The 16709-nt window shown below is 64.3% G+C and carries 15 protein-coding genes; 12 read left to right on the top strand and 3 right to left on the bottom strand.

What is annotated here, in order from left to right:
* Nucleotides 1-67: 67 nt before the first annotated feature.
* The 9 genes from RFA01S_RS07370 to RFA01S_RS07330 all read left to right on the top strand — a co-directional run bounded on the left by RFA01S_RS07370 (nucleotide 68) and on the right by RFA01S_RS07330 (nucleotide 10087).
* Nucleotides 68-1594 carry a cellulase family glycosylhydrolase gene (locus tag RFA01S_RS07370; RefSeq protein ID WP_032406128.1) on the top strand — a complete coding sequence of 509 codons (1527 nt, stop codon included), beginning with the start codon at nucleotides 68-70 and terminating at the stop codon, nucleotides 1592-1594.
* A 428-nt stretch (nucleotides 1595-2022) separates the two neighbouring features.
* Nucleotides 2023-3159 (top strand): glycosyltransferase, encoded by a 1137-nt coding sequence (locus tag RFA01S_RS07365; RefSeq protein ID WP_032406127.1) that lies wholly within the window; start codon nucleotides 2023-2025, stop codon nucleotides 3157-3159.
* Complete coding sequence (locus RFA01S_RS07360; RefSeq protein WP_032406126.1) at nucleotides 3156-4151, top strand: GDP-mannose 4,6-dehydratase; 996 nt, start codon at nucleotides 3156-3158, stop codon at nucleotides 4149-4151. Before RFA01S_RS07365 ends, RFA01S_RS07360 begins: the two co-directional genes overlap by 4 nt.
* Nucleotides 4148-5122, top strand: a complete 975-nt coding sequence (locus RFA01S_RS07355; RefSeq protein WP_032406125.1) for a GDP-mannose 4,6-dehydratase — start codon at nucleotides 4148-4150, stop codon at nucleotides 5120-5122. Before RFA01S_RS07360 ends, RFA01S_RS07355 begins: the two co-directional genes overlap by 4 nt.
* Entirely contained in the window at nucleotides 5119-5733 is a 615-nt protein-coding gene (locus tag RFA01S_RS07350) for an acyltransferase (protein WP_032406124.1), read from the top strand. The genes RFA01S_RS07355 and RFA01S_RS07350 overlap by 4 nt, the downstream gene beginning before the upstream one ends.
* On the top strand, nucleotides 5733-6800 hold the full coding sequence (locus RFA01S_RS07345; protein WP_032406123.1) for a glycosyltransferase: 1068 nt from the start codon (nucleotides 5733-5735) through the stop codon (nucleotides 6798-6800). Before RFA01S_RS07350 ends, RFA01S_RS07345 begins: the two co-directional genes overlap by 1 nt.
* Nucleotides 6788-7942: a lipopolysaccharide biosynthesis protein gene (locus RFA01S_RS07340; RefSeq protein ID WP_238325029.1), complete on the top strand. Its 1155-nt coding sequence runs from the start codon at nucleotides 6788-6790 to the stop codon at nucleotides 7940-7942. Before RFA01S_RS07345 ends, RFA01S_RS07340 begins: the two co-directional genes overlap by 13 nt.
* Nucleotides 7939-9054, top strand: coding sequence for a glycosyltransferase (locus RFA01S_RS07335; protein WP_032406122.1), 1116 nt, complete (start codon nucleotides 7939-7941; stop codon nucleotides 9052-9054). The genes RFA01S_RS07340 and RFA01S_RS07335 overlap by 4 nt, the downstream gene beginning before the upstream one ends.
* Nucleotides 9055-9058: 4 nt before the next feature.
* A complete protein-coding gene (locus RFA01S_RS07330; protein ID WP_032406121.1) occupies nucleotides 9059-10087 on the top strand; it encodes a hypothetical protein in 1029 nt (342 codons plus the stop codon).
* 114 nt (nucleotides 10088-10201) lie between these two features.
* On the opposite strand, the gene RFA01S_RS07325 is transcribed toward RFA01S_RS07330, so the two are convergent.
* Complete coding sequence (locus tag RFA01S_RS07325) at nucleotides 10202-11743, bottom strand: MFS transporter (RefSeq protein ID WP_081371288.1); 1542 nt, start codon at nucleotides 11741-11743, stop codon at nucleotides 10202-10204.
* Between the two features lie 440 nt (nucleotides 11744-12183).
* Between RFA01S_RS07325 and RFA01S_RS07320 the strand changes: the two genes are divergently transcribed.
* A complete protein-coding gene (locus RFA01S_RS07320; protein ID WP_032374932.1) occupies nucleotides 12184-12555 on the top strand; it encodes a VOC family protein in 372 nt (123 codons plus the stop codon).
* A gap of 112 nt (nucleotides 12556-12667) precedes the next feature.
* Here RFA01S_RS07320 and trpS read toward each other — a convergent pair whose 3' ends face one another.
* Both trpS and RFA01S_RS07310 read right to left on the bottom strand, forming a co-directional pair.
* The gene (gene trpS, locus RFA01S_RS07315) at nucleotides 12668-13714 is read right to left on the bottom strand and encodes a tryptophan--tRNA ligase (RefSeq protein WP_032406241.1); all 1047 of its coding nucleotides are present in this window, start codon (nucleotides 13712-13714) and stop codon (nucleotides 12668-12670) included.
* A 749-nt stretch (nucleotides 13715-14463) separates the two neighbouring features.
* Complete coding sequence (locus RFA01S_RS07310) at nucleotides 14464-15372, bottom strand: AraC family transcriptional regulator (RefSeq protein ID WP_032406120.1); 909 nt, start codon at nucleotides 15370-15372, stop codon at nucleotides 14464-14466.
* Between the two features lie 173 nt (nucleotides 15373-15545).
* Between RFA01S_RS07310 and RFA01S_RS07305 the strand changes: the two genes are divergently transcribed.
* Both RFA01S_RS07305 and RFA01S_RS07300 read left to right on the top strand, forming a co-directional pair.
* Nucleotides 15546-15845, top strand: a complete 300-nt coding sequence (locus RFA01S_RS07305) for a putative quinol monooxygenase (protein WP_032406119.1) — start codon at nucleotides 15546-15548, stop codon at nucleotides 15843-15845.
* Between the two features lie 99 nt (nucleotides 15846-15944).
* Nucleotides 15945-16610 carry a Rossmann-fold NAD(P)-binding domain-containing protein gene (locus tag RFA01S_RS07300; RefSeq protein WP_032406118.1) on the top strand — a complete coding sequence of 222 codons (666 nt, stop codon included), beginning with the start codon at nucleotides 15945-15947 and terminating at the stop codon, nucleotides 16608-16610.
* Nucleotides 16611-16709: the final 99 nt, after the last annotated feature.

Here is a 16709-nt window from a genome sequence, read left to right as displayed (position 1 = left end):
GTGCAATGATTCAGCACACCGGCCCGTCGAATTGTTGGTACGGACCCCCTGGTGGAAAGAATTCGAGATGGTTCATATTCGCGGCCGCATTCGCACAGCGATCACGGCAGCAGCCGTTCTGATCGTCGCTGCCGGCCTTGCGTCCGGAGCGACCTCGGTACTGACGCCACCCGACCACCTCGTCGGCGGACAGTCACGCGCGGAGGCTGCCCCGACGCCGCCCGGTGTCGGCATCTCCGACGGCGGCGGACTGCTGTGGGCGACGGACGCCGAACTCGACACCACCGTGCAATTCGTGACCGCCGCGGGCATCAAATCGATGCGCGTGGCCATCCCGTGGTCGACCGTCGAATACACCAAGAACCAGCTCGACTGGACGGCTGTGGACCGCGTCGTGAACAGGCTGCGCGCCGCCAACATCTCGATGCTGGGCATCATCGCGTACACCCCGCCGTGGGCGACCTCCCCGGTGAACCAGACCATCAGTACCCGTCCCGCGTCGCCGGCCGCCTTCGGTGATTTCGCCGGCAAAGTCGCAGCCCGGTACAAGGGCAAGGTGGCCGACTACGAGATCTGGAACGAACCCAACGGCTCGATGTTCTATGCGCCGCAGCCCGACCCGGCCGGGTACACCGCCCTGCTCAAAGCCGCGTATCCGAAGATCAAGGCGGCAGACTCCGCAGCCACCGTCGTCGGCGGCGTCCTCGGTGCCACCGAGGACGGGTACGGCAACGTCAACCCCGTCACGTTCACCAACCAGATGTATTCCGCCGGTGCCGCAGGCTCGTTCGACGCCCTCTCCTACCACCCGTATCAGTATTCGCTGAAGTTCTCCGAGGGCCCGTACGTCGACCACGCCCCGGCCCGCCAGGTGCTCGACATGCGCGCGGCCATGGTCGCCAACGGCGACGGCAACAAGAAGATCTGGGCCACCGAATACGGGGTGCCCACCTCGGTAGCGACCGAGGACCAACAGAACGCGATGATCACGGACTTCGTCACCAAATGGCGGGAGCTGCCCTATGCGGGGCCGATCTTCCTGTACCAGCTGCGCGACAAGCAGACCGGTAGCAACGACCCGGAGATGACCTTCGGCCTGCTGCACACCGACTGGTCGGCCAAGCCCGCACTGTGGGGTCTGATGAACCTGCTGCAGAACAACATTCCCCGTACGGCCGAATACACCCGCTTCGCGGCCGCGCCGAACAACTCCGGTGCCGTTCTCGGCCCGGTGTTCCCCGTCCGCGACACCTGGGCGCAGTACCGCCAGGACGCGGTGCTGTACGAGCGGGCCAACGGATTCGTCGCCGTACCGCGCGCTGTCGCAGAAGCGGTGCGCCCGACCGGGTTCCTGCCCACCACTCCGTTCAACGGCACGTACCAGGACTTCGACAGCCCCTACGGCCTGCGGGTGTTCTCCACCGCCGTCGGCGGTACCCACAACATCGGCGGCGGCATCTTCGCCGCCTGGGACCCCACGCTGGGCCCGGCGACGAGCGACGAGATTCCGCAGTACGGCGGAGGAGTGCGGGTGACGTTCCAGTACGGAGCCATCACCTGGACACCATGGGTCGGCACCACCGTCACTCGGTGAATTTCTCGCCCGTTCGATCAACAATTCATCTATCCGATGAATGGTGAAATACGTTCTCACCGATCATTTCTCGATGCCTCTATTGCGTCCGCGTTAACTCTGGGCGAAGGTGCGGTTTCCGCTACGCCGCCGAGTTATTTTGCGTTGTGAACCACCTCACTTAACGCTTTCTATTTGTCCGTAAACCGGATATTCATAGACAACGAACGAATGACCCTTCGTGGCAGGATCGTGTCCATTCGTTCGCAGTCTCGTCGGGGGACACTCTGAATTCGACGCCCACCGTGCATCGGCGCACGACGGGTGTCCATTCGGCGTCTGACGCGCCCTAGCTCCATTCGAGATCGGTTTGCAACGATGGGTTTGTAGATGAAGACCAATAATGCTGATTCGCAACCTTTTCGGCCACGTGAACACGCGGACTCGGCATGACCGACACCGATGGCGTCCGTGTCGCGATCGCGCACGATTACCTGACACAACGCGGCGGGGCGGAGAAGGTCGTTCTGGCCATGGCTCGAGCGTTTCCCGAGGCCCCCATCTACACAACGCTGTTCGAGCCGTCGACCACCTTCCCGGAGTTCTCGGGGCTGGACGTTCGGCCCTCGACGTTGAACCGAGTCGGGTTCCTCCGCAAGAACCACCGCGCCGCGCTTCCCCTGCTCCCCTTCGCATCGAGCTCCATCGAAATCGACGCCGACGTGGTGCTCGCCAGCACCAGCGGCTGGGCGCACGGATTCCACACCTCGGGCCGCAAGTTGATCTACTGCTACTCCCCCGCGCGGTGGCTCTACGAGTCCGACATGTATCTGGGCGAATCCCGTAGCCCCACAAAACGTGTTGCGCTCAAGACGCTCTCGTGGCCACTGCGCAGATGGGACCGCAAGGCCGCGTTCACGGCCGACCGTTATCTCGCGATCTCCACCGTGGTGCAGCGGCGAATCGCCGATGCCTACGGCATCACGTCCACGGTGGTGCCCGCCCCGTTCACCGTCGAGACAGCACCTGCGGAGCCGATACCCGACGCCGCCTCCTGGCTCGACGGTTCCGGCTACTACCTGTGCATCTCGCGCCTGCTGCCGTACAAGAACGTCGACAAGGTGATGGCCGCGTTCGACGGCACCGACCGCACACTGATCGTCGTCGGCCGCGGCCCCGAGGCGGACAGACTGCGAAAACTCAAGTCCGACAACGTCCTCATGCTCAGCGATCTGACGTCCGGTCAAATGACGTGGCTCTACCAGGGCTGTAACGGATTGATCGCCGCCAGCTATGAAGATTACGGACTGACCCCCATCGAAGCGGGTTACCACGGCAAGCCCAGTGCTGTGCTTCGTTGGGGCGGCTTTCTCGACACCGTCGAAGAAGGCGTGTCCGGTGTGTACTTCGATGAGCCACAGCCCGATTCGATCCGACGAGCCGTCACCGAACTCGAAGCGACCACCTGGGAGCCGTCGAAAATCAAGGAACACGTCGAACAGTTCGGCGAGGACACCTTCGCTGCCGAACTGAACGCTGCAGTAACCGAGCTCCACACGGGAACCATCGAGAGGGCGGCGTCGTGACCAAGCGCGCATTGATCACCGGAATCACTGGACAAGACGGCCTCTACCTTGCCGAGCTGCTACTGAGCAAGGGCTACAGGGTGTTCGGTCTGCTACGCGGACAGAACAATCCGAAAGCGACGATGCTCGAGCAGGTTCTGCCGCAGGTCGAGATCCTGCACGGCGACCTGCTCGATCTCTCGGCACTGATGCGGGCCTTCGCCGTGGCGGACCCCGACGAGGTCTACAACCTGGGAGCGGTGTCGTTCGTGGCGTACTCCTGGGAGAACGCCCGCCTGACCACCGACGTCACCGGCGGCGGAGTGCTCAACATGCTCGAGTCGACGCGGCTGTACGAGCAGGTCGCCGGCAAGCAGGTGCGGTTCTACCAGGCGTCGAGCAGTGAGATGTTCGGCAAGGTGCAGCAGGTACCGCAGCGCGAGGAGACGTTGCTGTGGCCGCGCTCCCCGTACGGAGTCGCCAAGGTCTACGGCCACTACATGACCATCAACTACCGCGAGTCCTACGGCATGCACGCCAGCTCGGGCATCCTGTTCAATCACGAATCGCCCCGCCGTGGGCCGGAATTCGTCACCCGCAAGATCTCGCAGGCCGTCGCTCGCATCGCCCTGGGGTTGCAGAGCGAGATCTCACTGGGCAACCTCGACGCCAAGCGCGACTGGGGCTTCGCCGGCGATTACGTCGAAGCCATGTATCTGATGCTGCAGCAGGACGAGGCCGACGACTACGTCATCTCCACCGGCGAGACCCACTCGATTCGAGAACTGCTCGATCACGCCTTCGCGGCCGTGAACATCGTCGACTGGGAGCCCTACGTCAAGATCGACCCACGCTACTTCCGGCCGGCCGAGGTCGACCTATTGGTCGGCGACTCCGCCAAGGCACACGCGGCACTGGGCTGGAAGCCGAAAGTTGCCTTCCCCGAACTGGTTGCGATGATGGTGCAGAACGACCTCGCCGAGCAATCACCCGACACGGCTGCAATCGCGTGAAACCCGGGCAGTGCCCCACCGCACTGATCACCGGGGTGGGCGGCCAGGACGGCAGCTACCTGTCGGAGTTGCTCCTCGAACGCGGCTGGTCGGTACACGGCGTCGCCAAGCCCGGCGCGACACCCGACACGGTCGGTACAGGCGTGACGCGACACGACGTCGAACTGAGCGATCACGGGGTCACACGCGCACTGATTCGCGACGTCGCACCCGACTACGTCTTCCACCTCGCGGGCATCTCGTCGGTGTGGCGATCCTGGAACGACCCGGTGCTCACCACCCGAGTCAACGGAGTCTCCGCGGCCGCCCTGCTGGACGCGTGCTTCACCCAGCAGGAGGCGTCGGGCAGACGCGTGGTGATGATCAACGCCTCCAGTGCCGAGATCTTCGCCGGATCGGGCGTGAGCCTGCAGAACGAATCCACCCGGGTGGCACCGACGTCACCGTACGGTGCGTCGAAAGCGCTGAGCCACAACATGGTCGAGGTGTATCGCTCGCGGGGACTGGAGGCGACCAACGCGATTCTGTTCAATCACGAATCACCCCGTAGGCCCGACAGTTTCGTCACCCGCAAGATCACCAAGGCCGCCGCGTCCATCGCCCGCGGCAGTCTCGACTTTCTCGAGCTCGGCAATCTCACCTCGGTCCGCGACTGGGGTTGGGCACCGGACTACGTGGACGCGATGGCGGCGATGGCCGAGTACGGCAAGGGCGACGACTTCGTCGTGGCGACAGGCCGGGCGCACAGCGTCGCCGATTTCGTGGCCGCGGCCTTCGCGGCCGTGAACATCGACAACTGGCGCGACTACGTCCGGAGCGATTCCGAGATGCTCAGACCCGCCGATTCGGCCAGGATGGTGGGCGACGCCACCAAGGCCCGAACTCTGCTGGGCTGGGCACCGACCAAGGACTTCGACCAAATCGTCCGTGCGATGGTCGAATTCGACATGACCGAGGAGATGGCAGCATGACAGCGGTGGAACGTCCGACGGACACCGAGCCCGAGATCTTCGAGGTGTCGAACTACAAGATGCAGGACATCACGTTCAAGCGGAAGCTACGCAATCGCGTCGGCACCCTCGGCTTCAACATGATCGTCACCTTCATTCCGTCCCACTGGATTCGGCAGAACTTCCTGCGCGCGTTCGGTGCGACCATCGGCAAGGACGTGTCGATCTTCCGCGGTACCACCATCCTCGATCCCGAGGGCCTCACCATCGGTGACGCCTGCTCCATCGGGTTCCGGTGCATGCTCGACGCCCGAGGCGGCATCACGATCGGCAGCAACGTCGTCATCGCCAGTGACACGCACATCATCGGCGGCTACCACGACCATAACTCCCCCGAGTTCACCCCGATCCTCGAACCCTGCGTCATCGGCGACTACGTGTGGATCGCCAGTCGCAGCACGCTGTTGAGCGGAGTCACGCTGGGTCGCGGTGCCGTCGTCGGCGGTTGCTCGATGGTCCGCGGCGACGTCGGCGAACTCGAAGTCGTTGCCGGCGTGCCGGCCAAGGTGCGGGCCATGCGAGACCCGAAGGCTCTCGCGTACCGCCCGAAGTATCGGCCCCTGTTCTACTGATGATCCTGCGCGACTGCCGACTCGTCTACATCGCTCCCCGCTCCGGGGTCGGCGGTGTGGGCGACTATGCCGACGACTTCGCCGCGGCCGTGCGACCGCACTTCGGTGAGGTGGTCGAGTACCGCCACGACGGGCCCGGATCGCACTCGGTGCGCGATATTCTGCGGCACCGCAGAGCAATTCGAGAGCTCGTCGACGCCGACCCCGAGCGGACGATCGTGCACTGCGAGTTCAGCGGCGGCTCGGTGATGCCGTTCTGGGCCACGGCGGGGCTCACGGGAAATCCCATGGTGACGGCCACCGTGCACGATCCGCCCGGCATCGTCTGGTGGCCGGCCCGCACCAAGTTCCTGGCGAGCAAGAAGGTGCTCAATCACGGCCTGCACTATCCACTTCGGAAGGCGTGGCGTCGCCTCGAACGCAGCGTGGTGGGCAGTCGGACCCTGTTCGCACTCACCCGCTCCGGGGCCGATTCACTCGAGCGCGCCTACCCGGACGTCACGGCCGAGGCCGTCATGCATTTCGTTCCCGAACGCCCCGACCTGACTCCCGCCGAGGACCGACCGCTGGCCGTCGGGCTGTTCGGATTCGTGTACCGGGGTAAGGGATTCGATCAGCTGCAACAGCTTCGGGATCGCCTGCCGAAAGAGATCGCCATCCGCATCGCCGGTCGTGGGACCGAACTACTCGCGCCGGTCGACGGGGTCGAGATTCTCGGCGAGGTGAACGGACCGGACGAGGATGCATTCTTCGGCTCCATCCGTGCCCTGGTGGTCCCCTACGGCAAGCGGTCCGTCTACGGCGATGCCTTCCCCGCGTCGGGATCGGTGAGCCGCGCCGTGGCCTACGGAACTCCGATGGTGTGTCTAGAGGAAGGCGCACTGTCCGAAACCGACGGTGGCGCCCTGGTTGTCGCCGGCGGGACCGACGAGATCGCCGACGCCACCGCCCGCCTCGTCACCGACCGCGCGGCTCTGACCCGGCTGCGCCGCGAAGTGGAGACCCTACGCAGCGCCAATGCTCCTCATCTCGTGGCCGAGAACTTCGTAGCGGTGTGGTCGAAGTGAATGGCAATCTGCTCAAGGCCGGGGTCGCGGCACTGTGGACGTACGGGGGCCGCGGCATCGGCCTGTTGTGGACCATCGCCCTGATCGCCAAGCTTGGCATCTCCGATTACGGCCAGTACGCGATGGCGTTCGCGCTCGCCGCGATACTCGCAGCGCCGCTGGATCATCCGTTCACCGTGCGATCCATACGCGTGGCAGAGCGAGAGTTTCTGGGCGAGCGCACCACTCGCGTTCTCACCGGTACCGCTCTGATCGTGGCCGGGTTGTGCCTGATTCCGGTGAGCTACATCGCCTGGTTTGCACTCGTCATCGGCGGCGGCGAACTGGTCTTCAATGCCTACAAAAGCCAAGCCCTACGCGACGGCCGCCCCGATCTCACCCAGCGCATGGACACCACGCGTCAGGCAACGTCCATCGCACTCGCCACGGCGTATCTGTTTGTGGCCCCTGAGCCGACGTTGGTCGTGACCAGTCTTCTGTACGCGGCACCGTATTTCGTCATCGCCGTACTCTCCGCACTGCGGACCCGTGGGGCAGCGCCGCGGCTGCCCGGTTCGTGGCGCGAAATGTCGATGTTGTTCTCGGAGAACCTCGCCAACGCCGTCTACATCCAGGGTGACGTGTTACTGCTCGGCTTCCTCACCGACTCCACCGTCGCGGGTTACTACTCCGTCGCCTCGGTGACGGCCTGGGCAGTGGCGTTCGTCGGTCAGGCCTTCGGCCACACCTTCCACGAGAAGCTGCGTGCAGCAGACGGATCGGTCACTGCCGGTCCGGCGTTGAAGCACACGACGATGCTCGGCTGCGCCGCGGGATCGCTGCTGCTGGCGGCGGGCACCGTACTGCTCTTCACCCCGGCCTCCCCTCAGGTGGCAGGTGCACTGATGGTCATGTCGTTGTTCGTCGTGATGCGCGTGCTCAACCACGTCTTCACCACCGTGCTCTACCTCCAGCATCGAGACCGCACCCGAGTGTTGGCTGCCGCGACATTGGCACCGCTGAAGATGCTGCTCGTGGTGTGTCTGTTCCCCCTCGGTGCCATCGGTGCGGCCATCGCGTCGGTGATCACCGACGCCGTTCTGCTCGTCTGGTTCATGCGCGCCCTGTATCTCGATCCGGTGAAAGAAGAGGTGCGGCAATGAGACGCGCAACATTCTTGCTGTCCAAGGACCCCGTTACGGAGCACGGCGGCGACATCGCACTGTCGCGGTTGATGATGCAACTCGCGCGGGAGGCGTTCGAGGTTCGCTCGATCTGCCTGTCGAAGGAAACCGATGTCGTCGCCGACGTGGTCCGCGTACCCAAGCCGAAGGTCGACGCCCGGTTGCTGCTGAAGTCCCTGCGGCCGACCCGATCGGTTGTCCACGGACGCTACGACATCGACGCCCTCCGCGACGCCATCGACGCTTCCGAGTCGGATGTGTATGTGGCCGAACACAGTTACATGGCCGAGTCGTTTCTGCGGTCGGCCAAGTTCGGATCACCGTTCGCGATCAACACCGTCAACACCGAATCCCAGGTGTGGAAGGTGACCCGCGGGTCGATCGGCCGAGTCGAGGCACCCCGCATCCTGCGTGACGAGATTCGCGTCGCCCGTGCCGCGGATGCCGTCGGAACCTACGATGCCGACGAAGCACAGATGTACCGTGACCACGGGGTACGGGATGCTCGGTGGATCGATCTCACCCTCGAACCCGCGCCGCAGCTCGACTTGTCCGAGACCGCGAAACGTCTGGTGTTCATGGGGACTCGTGACTGGCCACCGAACCAGGATGCCTTCAAGATCGCGCTCGACTACTGGCCGGCGATCTCCGCAGGCATCGAGGGTGCCGAACTGTGCATCATCGGTGCGAAGGCCCCGGGTGCCAAGGATCCTGTCTACCCGGCGGGTGTGCGAGACCTCGGCTTCGTCGACGACCTGCAGGAATTCCTCGGCACGTGCCGTGCTCTGATCGCGCCGGTCGCCACCGGCGGCGGGGTTCGCGTCAAGATTCTCGACGCGGCGAGCAAGGGCCTGCCCGTCGTCGGTACGTCGGCGGCCGTCGGGTCGCTCGATTCCATCTTCGAGCTCCCCACGTTCGACGACACAGAGCAGTTCATCGCCGAGTGTCGCCACTACTTGCTCGACCGCACCGCTGCGGTCAAGGCGGGCGAACGCATCTACGAACTCAATACCGCCCGCTGGCACGACCGCGTCCCCCATACGACAGTCGAAGCCCTGATCAGCGCGCCGCTGACAACGACCAGAGGATGACCGCATGACTTTTCGCTCCCGCGTGCTGACCGTTGCCGCGGCCGCTGTTGTCGCCGTCGGGCTCTCGGCTCCCGCCGCCCATGCCGGCCCGCCTGCGGGTCTCGGGTTCACCAGCGGTGCAGCTTTTCTCGGCCTCGACGACGCCACGTTGAACAACGAGTTCGGTGCCGGCCGTGAGATAGGTGCCTCGTGGGTACGAGTGGTCGTCAACTGGGCGGCAATCGAAGCCGCACCGGGTGTGTTCGATTGGGGCAACACCGATCGCGTGATCAATGCTGCAACAGCGCTGGGCTATTCGGTACTCGCAGTCCTCGGCGGTACGCCCGGATGGGCTCAGGGCGGCGTCGCGTCACCGCTGCCCGGTGCAGTTCCCCTCGACTCCAACGCCTTCGGTGCGTTCGCCGGAGCCGCAGCCGCCCATCTGGGCAATCGCGTCGACAGCTACGAGGTGTGGAACGAGCCGAACATTCCCACGTTCTTCGCACCTGTCGACGCCGCTCGTTACACCGGTCTGCTGCGTGCTGCCTACCCCGCAATTCACAACGCCGACGCCGACGCGACGGTGCTGAGCGCCGGATTGGCAACCACCATGGACTTCGGGTCGTGGACCGTCGCCCCGGTGACGTTCCTGCGGCAGATGTACGCCGCAGGTGCAGCCGGATTCATGGATGCCGTTGCGCTGCATCCCTATACGTTCCCCTTCACCGTCGAGAACGATCCCAACGGCCAATGGGCGCAGGTGGATCAGGCCTACGCCACCATGGCCGCCAACGGTGACGGCGGCAAGAAGATCTGGATCACCGAGCTGGGCGCACCCACCGGCAACGGCCCCATGGCCGTGTCCGAGGACGCGCAAGCAGCCATCATTGGATCGAGCCTGAACAAGGCGTCGACCCTGCCCTACATCGGGCCGGTCTTCGTGCACTCGCTGCGTGACTCCGGAACCGATCCCGCCGACTCCGAGCAGAATTTCGGACTGCTGCGGGCCGACTTCACCCACAAGCCGGCATTCGACGTGGTGCGGGGGTCGTAGCGCTGCAACTCGCGCTCCACTCTGGGCCCTATGTCGCGGAATCCCGGCTGCAGAACCGTCGAGTGGAGCGTTCTGTGCGACGACCCTTTCTGCATGCGTCGCGTCGGATCATCCCTACTTCGTGAATTGCTCGATCGGCCGGCGGGATCGGTGCAGCGGGTGTCGCACTCGAGCTTCGACGGCGGCGCCGCGATCTGACCGCGCCCGGATCATGCCGAGCAACACGAGCGCTGCGGCTACCGCGGTGATGGCGAACCCCGCTACGGTGACTCCGGTTTGGAACGAGGCCGCTTCGTCGGCACTCCACGTTGTAGACGAGATGTTGCCCGTGAAGAGCGCCGCAAGGATGGTGCCGGTGACAGCGATCCCGATGCCGGTGGCGACCTGGCTCGACGTATCGACCATGGCGGCACCGATTGTCGTGCGGTTCTCCGGAAGGCCGGTCATGACATTGGTACCTGCGACGACGCCGACGATGCGCATCCCGACGGCGACGAGAACGAGGGCGAGCGCGATCCAGATATAGCCGAAACGGCTACCCCCGGCGAAGACGGCGAGGCCCAGAACGACCGCCGCCGCGCTGATCCAGGCTGCGTGGTTCATCCCCACCCTGCGCAGGAATGGTGCGACGAGTCGGCCGCTGAAGAGCAACACGATGACCTGAGGGAGCATCCCTATCGATGCGAGAGCCGGCGACCAGCCCCATGCGAACTGCAGCTGAAGGGTGACCATGTAGCCGAGGCCTGCGATTGCCAGACCGGAAGCGGCTTTGTAAGCGAGGCCGCTGGACACGAGTGGGAGGGCCACGAGTTCGAGGTCCAGGAGCGGGAACGTAGCGGTGCGTGCGCGGACGACGAAGAGGACTGCCGCTGCCACGGCACCGGCAGTTGACGCCCATGGCATCCACGAACCTGCGCTCTGTTCGACGAGCAGGGTCGGCGCTACGAGCGCCAGGACGATGGTGGCCGTGCCGAGGAGTGCCCCCACAACGTCGAGAGGGTCGCGGTGCAACTCCTCGGGGAGGTCTTCGGCTACGCCCATGCGGATTCCGATGAATGCAAGGATCGCGATGGGTACGTTCATCAAGAGTAAAACCTGCCAGGGTGCGAAGGCCAGAACGAATCCGCCGACGGTCGGCCCGACCGCCAGTCCCACCAGGCCGACCGTCGAGATGAGGCTGAGCGCCCTCACGCGTAGCGGCTCCTCATCGAAGAGTCGGAAAGCCAGCGCCATGGAACCGGGGGTGGTCATCGCCGCAGCGACACCCATGACGGCACGGACTGCGACGAGTTGCTCGGGTGTTGTGACGAGGACGATGGCAGCGCTGGCGACGGCCAGCAGCGTCAGTCCGAGCAGCATCACACGGCGTCGGCCGAATTGGTCTGCGATGGCGCTGAACAGCAGCATCAGTCCGCCGAATACGACCGCGTAGGCACCGGTGACCCACTGGAGCGCGGTGGTCGACGCGTCGAGTTCACGCCCGATGGCGGGAAGAGCAACGTTGAGGATGGAGTTGTCGAGCATCTCGAACAGGAACACAGCCGAAAGGCCGGCTAGAGCTACCGCCGCGGCTTTCAAGGTGTGCGGACGGTGCCGCGGCGAGGGGACGTGCGCCTCGTCAGTATTGTTTGTAGCTCGCTCTTTTTTCGGGCTCATGGCACCTCTCCGGTCAAGGGAGAAGTGGCGGCTCGATAGAGCGGCGTGCGAACGCGGCTGACAGCCAGCGCTTTTACTTCCGGTGCAGTCAAATTAGCAGGCGATCGGGTCAGCAGCAACCGAACATGCCATCTTCACGGACCGCTCGCCTCGGCTCGGCTGACCACGGACTTACCGCCCGCGTTCGCCTTCGATTGCCGAACCGTCACTCAACCACCGCCGACGAGCGCCTGAAGCGGGCACCTCAGACCCCTACAACGTGAAGGGTCTCAATGCGAGAGCACAAGGTGGGCGGAGACGCCCGATGATCGAATACGTGGATGTCGGTGACGCGAATAGTGCTCCCGTTGAATACACTTCGAGCAGGGGCCACCGCGCCCAGAGACAGGGTTGATGCGAGCACCGCCTCGCCGCCCGAACTCTGTGCAAGGAGATCGATAATGAGCGCAACCACCGTGGGCTTCGGCCGCATCGCAGCCACGATTCCCGTCACCGACATACAGCACTCGATCGAGTTCTATCGCGACGTGCTCGGCATGACCGTGACCTTCACCAACGGCAGCCCGCCCGGATTCGTCATCATCCGGCGAGATGCCGCCGAACTGCACCTGACCTTGGTGAGCGGACACCGAGCTGGAACCTACAACGTTGCGCACCTGATGGTCGAAGACGCAGTGGGCCTCTACGAGCACCTGGTCGAACACCAGGTGCGCATCGTCAAACGTCTGCGCGACGCCGACTACGGACTTCGTGGCTTCGTTTTCTGCGACCCGGACGGGAATCGAATTGACGTCGGGCAGCCTCTCCAGTAGCGGCGGATCGCGTGATTGCCGCTTCGGCCCGCCGACGGGAAGCTCAAAGTGATCACCTCTAGGTGGGCGACGATGTCAGAGATGATTGTGCGGGGAAAGCGGCGCGCCTCGCTCAGTAGTAGGTACCCATGACGGTGCGGACTTCGTCCAGGGTCTGCTCTGCAATCGCATTGGCGCGCTGGTTTCCCTGGCGCACTACCGACTGCACGTAGCCGGGGTCGGCGGCGAGCTTTGCCCGTCGACGGCGATGTTCTGCAAGGTACGAGTTCACCGCCTCGGTCACAAGGGTTTTCAATGCGCCAGCCCCTGCGGAGCCGATTTCAGCAGCTATCGCGTCCGGTTCCCTGCCCGTGCACAGGCCCGCGACGTTGAGCAGTGCTGACACTCCCGGTCGCGTCTGCGGATCATAGGAGATGTGTCGCTCAGAGTCCGTGGCCGTTCGACGTACCACCTGAGCTGTCTGGTCCGGTGTCATCGACAGCGTGATCGCGTTGCCGAAACTTTTCGACATCTTGCGCCCATCGAGGCCTGGAACGTCGGGACTCGAGGTCAGCAGTGCTTGTGGTTCGTCGAACACCGCGGCGTATCGGTCGTTGAAGCGCCGTGCGATGACCCTCGCCATCTCGATGTGAGGGAGTTGGTCCTTACCGACGGGGACTACGTTGGCCTTGCAGAACAAGATATCCGCCGCCTGGTGCACCGGATACGTCAGCAACAGACCGCCCAGGGCGCGGCCACTGGCGGCCAATTCGGCTTTCACCGTCGGGTTTCGGTGAAGTTCGGCCTCGGTCACCAAGCTCAGGAACGGCAACACGAGTTGATTGAGGGCGGGTACCGCCGAATGTGTGAAGATCGTCGACCTGTCGGGATCGATCCCCGCCGCCATGTTGTCCAAGGCCGCGTCGTGCACGTGCCGTCGCACGTGCCCGATTGCATCGCGGTCCGTAATCACCTGGTAGTCGGCCAAGACGATCATCGTCTCGACACGGAGATCTTGCAGTCGCACGCGTTCTCGGATCGTCCCGAACAGGTGCCCGAGATGCAGTGGCCCGGTGGGCCTTTCCCCGGTCAACGTGCGATACCGGCCCGGATCGGCCGCGACATTCGTGGCGAGCACGTTGCTGCGCTCGACACTGGAGATGTAGGTGTGGGTGCTCATTCGAAGACCTCTCTGCACGAACGGAGCGGGCTGCATCAGCCGCGCGTCTGGTCCGTACGAAAGATCAGCGGGCTGAGATACAGCCCGCAGGACATGGTCGACCGGGCTGCTAGCGCAGCCACCACCAAGCCTGATGAGTGTCGATCACCCCGACAGGCTAGCAAGCTCGACCGAAGTAGATCGATCACAGCGTCGACGGCGTGGAGCGCCGCGGCGTTCCATTCGGGGTACGTCCGTGGGGAGGCCGGCACTGCCCGCAGGCGGGATGTAAGACCGTTGGCCGACGCCGGTGGGGTGGCCACCTCCCGGCCGTCAAGATGGTCGGATCTCAATGCGGGAAGCAAATGGATGATGGCACGCTGGAACTTGCAGCCACCGGGAAACTCCAATGCCGATGGATAGCTACTAGCGTCGCAGCAAATCTCGGAGTTTTGGCGCGAGTGTCAAAGCAGCCGCGATGATTTGGGCAGATCTCGGCGCACTCATTGGCTCTGCATCGAGCCGTATCCGCACAGAACGCGGTGCCGACGAACTGTGAGGAGCCGCGTGGCGCGCCTAGACATCGCATGTCTGCAGCCGAGTGCGATGACGGTGTAGGCGTGCCATGCATATTCCGGTGTCCTACGCCGGTTGAACTCGCCTGAGTGAGCATCGCCTCGGGCGGCACTGATCGCGGCCATGACGACGACCTTCGCTGTCGCAGGTCGTGGCTTCGCCTGTCAGCCAACGACATTTGGATCGAGACCGGCTCAGGACAGGTCCGATCGCGGGTCGCGTTGCCGGAATCGACTCGGCGCGAGCCCGGACCAACGTTTGAACGCGACACTGAAAGCACTCTCGGACCGGTAACCGAGCTGCGTTGCGAGTTCGGTTACCGATGACGATCCATCGTCCAGCGACCGTTCGGCCAAGCGCATTCGCCACCTGAACAGATAGGTGAGAGGAGGAACGCCGGCGGTCGTGGTGAACCGGTGGGCGAAGCTGCTCCGCGACATCGCGCACGCCGCAGCAAGTTCGGAGATATGCCAATCTCTGCCCACATCGGCGTGCATGAGCTGCAATGCCGGACGCAACCGGTCATCGGCGGCGGCACGGACCCACCCTGATGGCAGCTCATCCGCCGCTGCCACCCATGCCCGAAGAACCTGCACCAACAGCAACTGCGTCAGCTGAGCCGAGGCAGCCGTGCGACCAGCGCGTTCGTGGGCGAATTCGTCGAAGAGCTCCTCGAGGACCCAGGCCGCAGTCGTCGCCTCGCGCGCTCGACCGTGTAGATGCAGGACGGGTGGGATTGCGTCTCGAAGGAAGTCGTCGGCGGCGTCGAACAACTCGATGTGCGCGGTGACGCAAACGTGGTCGGCGTCGCGATCGACCGGATGAACCGGGTCGTTCTCCCGCAGCTGTACCGGCGATTCATGCAGATCGCTTCCCATGTCGAAAGACGTGCGGCCGTCCACCACCAGAACCTCGCCCGCGTCGACCCTCAGGTCTGCTGGTTCGGAGTCGAGCCGAAACCACAGGGACCCGCGGATGACCCCCAGAATTTTGATCCGTCCCGGGGCCGGGGACCGTACTGCCCACGCACCTGATCCGGAGATACCGCCGGACAGCACGCATCGCGCGTGGGAGATCCGGAGAAGATCGGACATGAGATCCATACACACAATCTAGGACTCTGGCGAAGGTGTTGCGGCGTCTCGATGATTCACAATCCAAAGTCTTGACGTCAGACTGGACAGGACCCACTTCTCGCCGATTCGAGCTGCGGCGGGCAGGCACACAGCGCGCCTGACGGTCATCCATCCAGCTCACCGAACAATCGGAGTTCCCCATGGCCTTCACTGTCATCCTGCACGCCCAAGCCAAACCCGGCCGCAGTCACGATGTCGTCGACTTCTACCGCGAGACCTTGGCCGCCACCCGCTCACGGCCCGGCTGCATCGGCGTACGGGTGGTGCGCAGCGCCGACGACGACACCGCATTCGCACTGATCGAGCAATGGGACGACAAACGCGACCAAGAGGCCTATGCCGCATGGCGAGCCGAGACCGGCGGCGAGGTCATGGCGCAATTCGGCGAACTACTCGCCGCACCTCTCAGGATCGAGTTCTACGAAGAGATCAACGCCTGAGCTCGAATCCGCCGGCTCACCGGCATCGGGTTCCCATGCCCGAAACCATCCACAGCAACCGAGCCGACACCACCGCTGACCGTAGGAAAAGGATCCATTGTGCGCATTGTCATCTTCGGAGCCACCGGCATGATCGGGCAAGGAGTACTGGAAGCCTGCCTGCGTGACGAGCAGGTCACCGATGTTCTCGCCGTAGGCCGTACACCCACCGGTCGCGCCCACCTCAAGCTCCGCGAACTTCCCCACGATGACTTCGCCGACTTCACCACCGTTCAGAACGATCTGGTCGGGTTCGACGCCTGCTTCTACTGTCTGGGCACCTCTGCCTTCAAGATGAGTGAGACGCAGTACCGCCGGGTCTCCTACGACTTCCCCCTGGCCGCCGCCCGGGCACTGCTGACCACCGATCCCGATCTCGTCTTCACCTACGTCTCCGGCGTCGGCACCGACAGCACCGGCACGACCCGCATGATGTGGGCGCGCGTCAAGGGCGAGACGGAGAACGCTCTGCTGGCACTGTCACCACGCGCATACATGTTCCGCCCCGCGTTCGTCCTCCCTCCGCCCGGTACAACATCGAAGACTGCGTTGTACGTCGTGCTGTACAAGGTGCTCGGCCCGCTCTACCCCGTGCTGCGGCGAATCGCCCCACGCTACGTCACCACGAGCCTGCAACTGGGTCACGCGATGATCCGAACCGCAGGCGGCGGCATGCCCCGTCATGTGTTGGCCACGGCCCACATCAACCAACTCGCGGCCTCCTGACGCTCACTTAAAAGTCCGCATGGGCGGGCTGCGGCGCAGAATGCGAGCAGCAAACCTATTCGGGTGGAGTCCGATCCATCGTCCCTTTCGGTTAGCGAC

The sequence above is a fragment of the Rhodococcoides fascians NBRC 12155 = LMG 3623 genome, assembly GCF_001894785.1.
Classification (GTDB): domain Bacteria; phylum Actinomycetota; class Actinomycetes; order Mycobacteriales; family Mycobacteriaceae; genus Rhodococcoides; species Rhodococcoides fascians.
The sequence above is the reverse complement of the archived record's forward strand: the minus strand, read 5'-3'. Positions and strand labels throughout refer to the sequence as shown.

Coding starts and splice junctions, on each gene's coding strand:
- RFA01S_RS07370 (WP_032406128.1), top strand. CDS start 68: ATGGTTCATATTCGCGGCCGCATTCGCACAGCGATCACGGCAGCAGCC.
- RFA01S_RS07365 (WP_032406127.1), top strand. CDS start 2,023: ATGACCGACACCGATGGCGTCCGTGTCGCGATCGCGCACGATTACCTG.
- RFA01S_RS07350 (WP_032406124.1), top strand. CDS start 5,119: ATGACAGCGGTGGAACGTCCGACGGACACCGAGCCCGAGATCTTCGAG.
- RFA01S_RS07345 (WP_032406123.1), top strand. CDS start 5,733: ATGATCCTGCGCGACTGCCGACTCGTCTACATCGCTCCCCGCTCCGGG.
- RFA01S_RS07335 (WP_032406122.1), top strand. CDS start 7,939: ATGAGACGCGCAACATTCTTGCTGTCCAAGGACCCCGTTACGGAGCAC.
- RFA01S_RS07330 (WP_032406121.1), top strand. CDS start 9,059: ATGACTTTTCGCTCCCGCGTGCTGACCGTTGCCGCGGCCGCTGTTGTC.
- RFA01S_RS07325 (WP_081371288.1), bottom strand. CDS start 11,743: ATGAGCCCGAAAAAAGAGCGAGCTACAAACAATACTGACGAGGCGCAC.
- RFA01S_RS07320 (WP_032374932.1), top strand. CDS start 12,184: ATGAGCGCAACCACCGTGGGCTTCGGCCGCATCGCAGCCACGATTCCC.
- trpS (WP_032406241.1), bottom strand. CDS start 13,714: ATGAGCACCCACACCTACATCTCCAGTGTCGAGCGCAGCAACGTGCTC.
- RFA01S_RS07310 (WP_032406120.1), bottom strand. CDS start 15,372: ATGGATCTCATGTCCGATCTTCTCCGGATCTCCCACGCGCGATGCGTG.
- RFA01S_RS07305 (WP_032406119.1), top strand. CDS start 15,546: ATGGCCTTCACTGTCATCCTGCACGCCCAAGCCAAACCCGGCCGCAGT.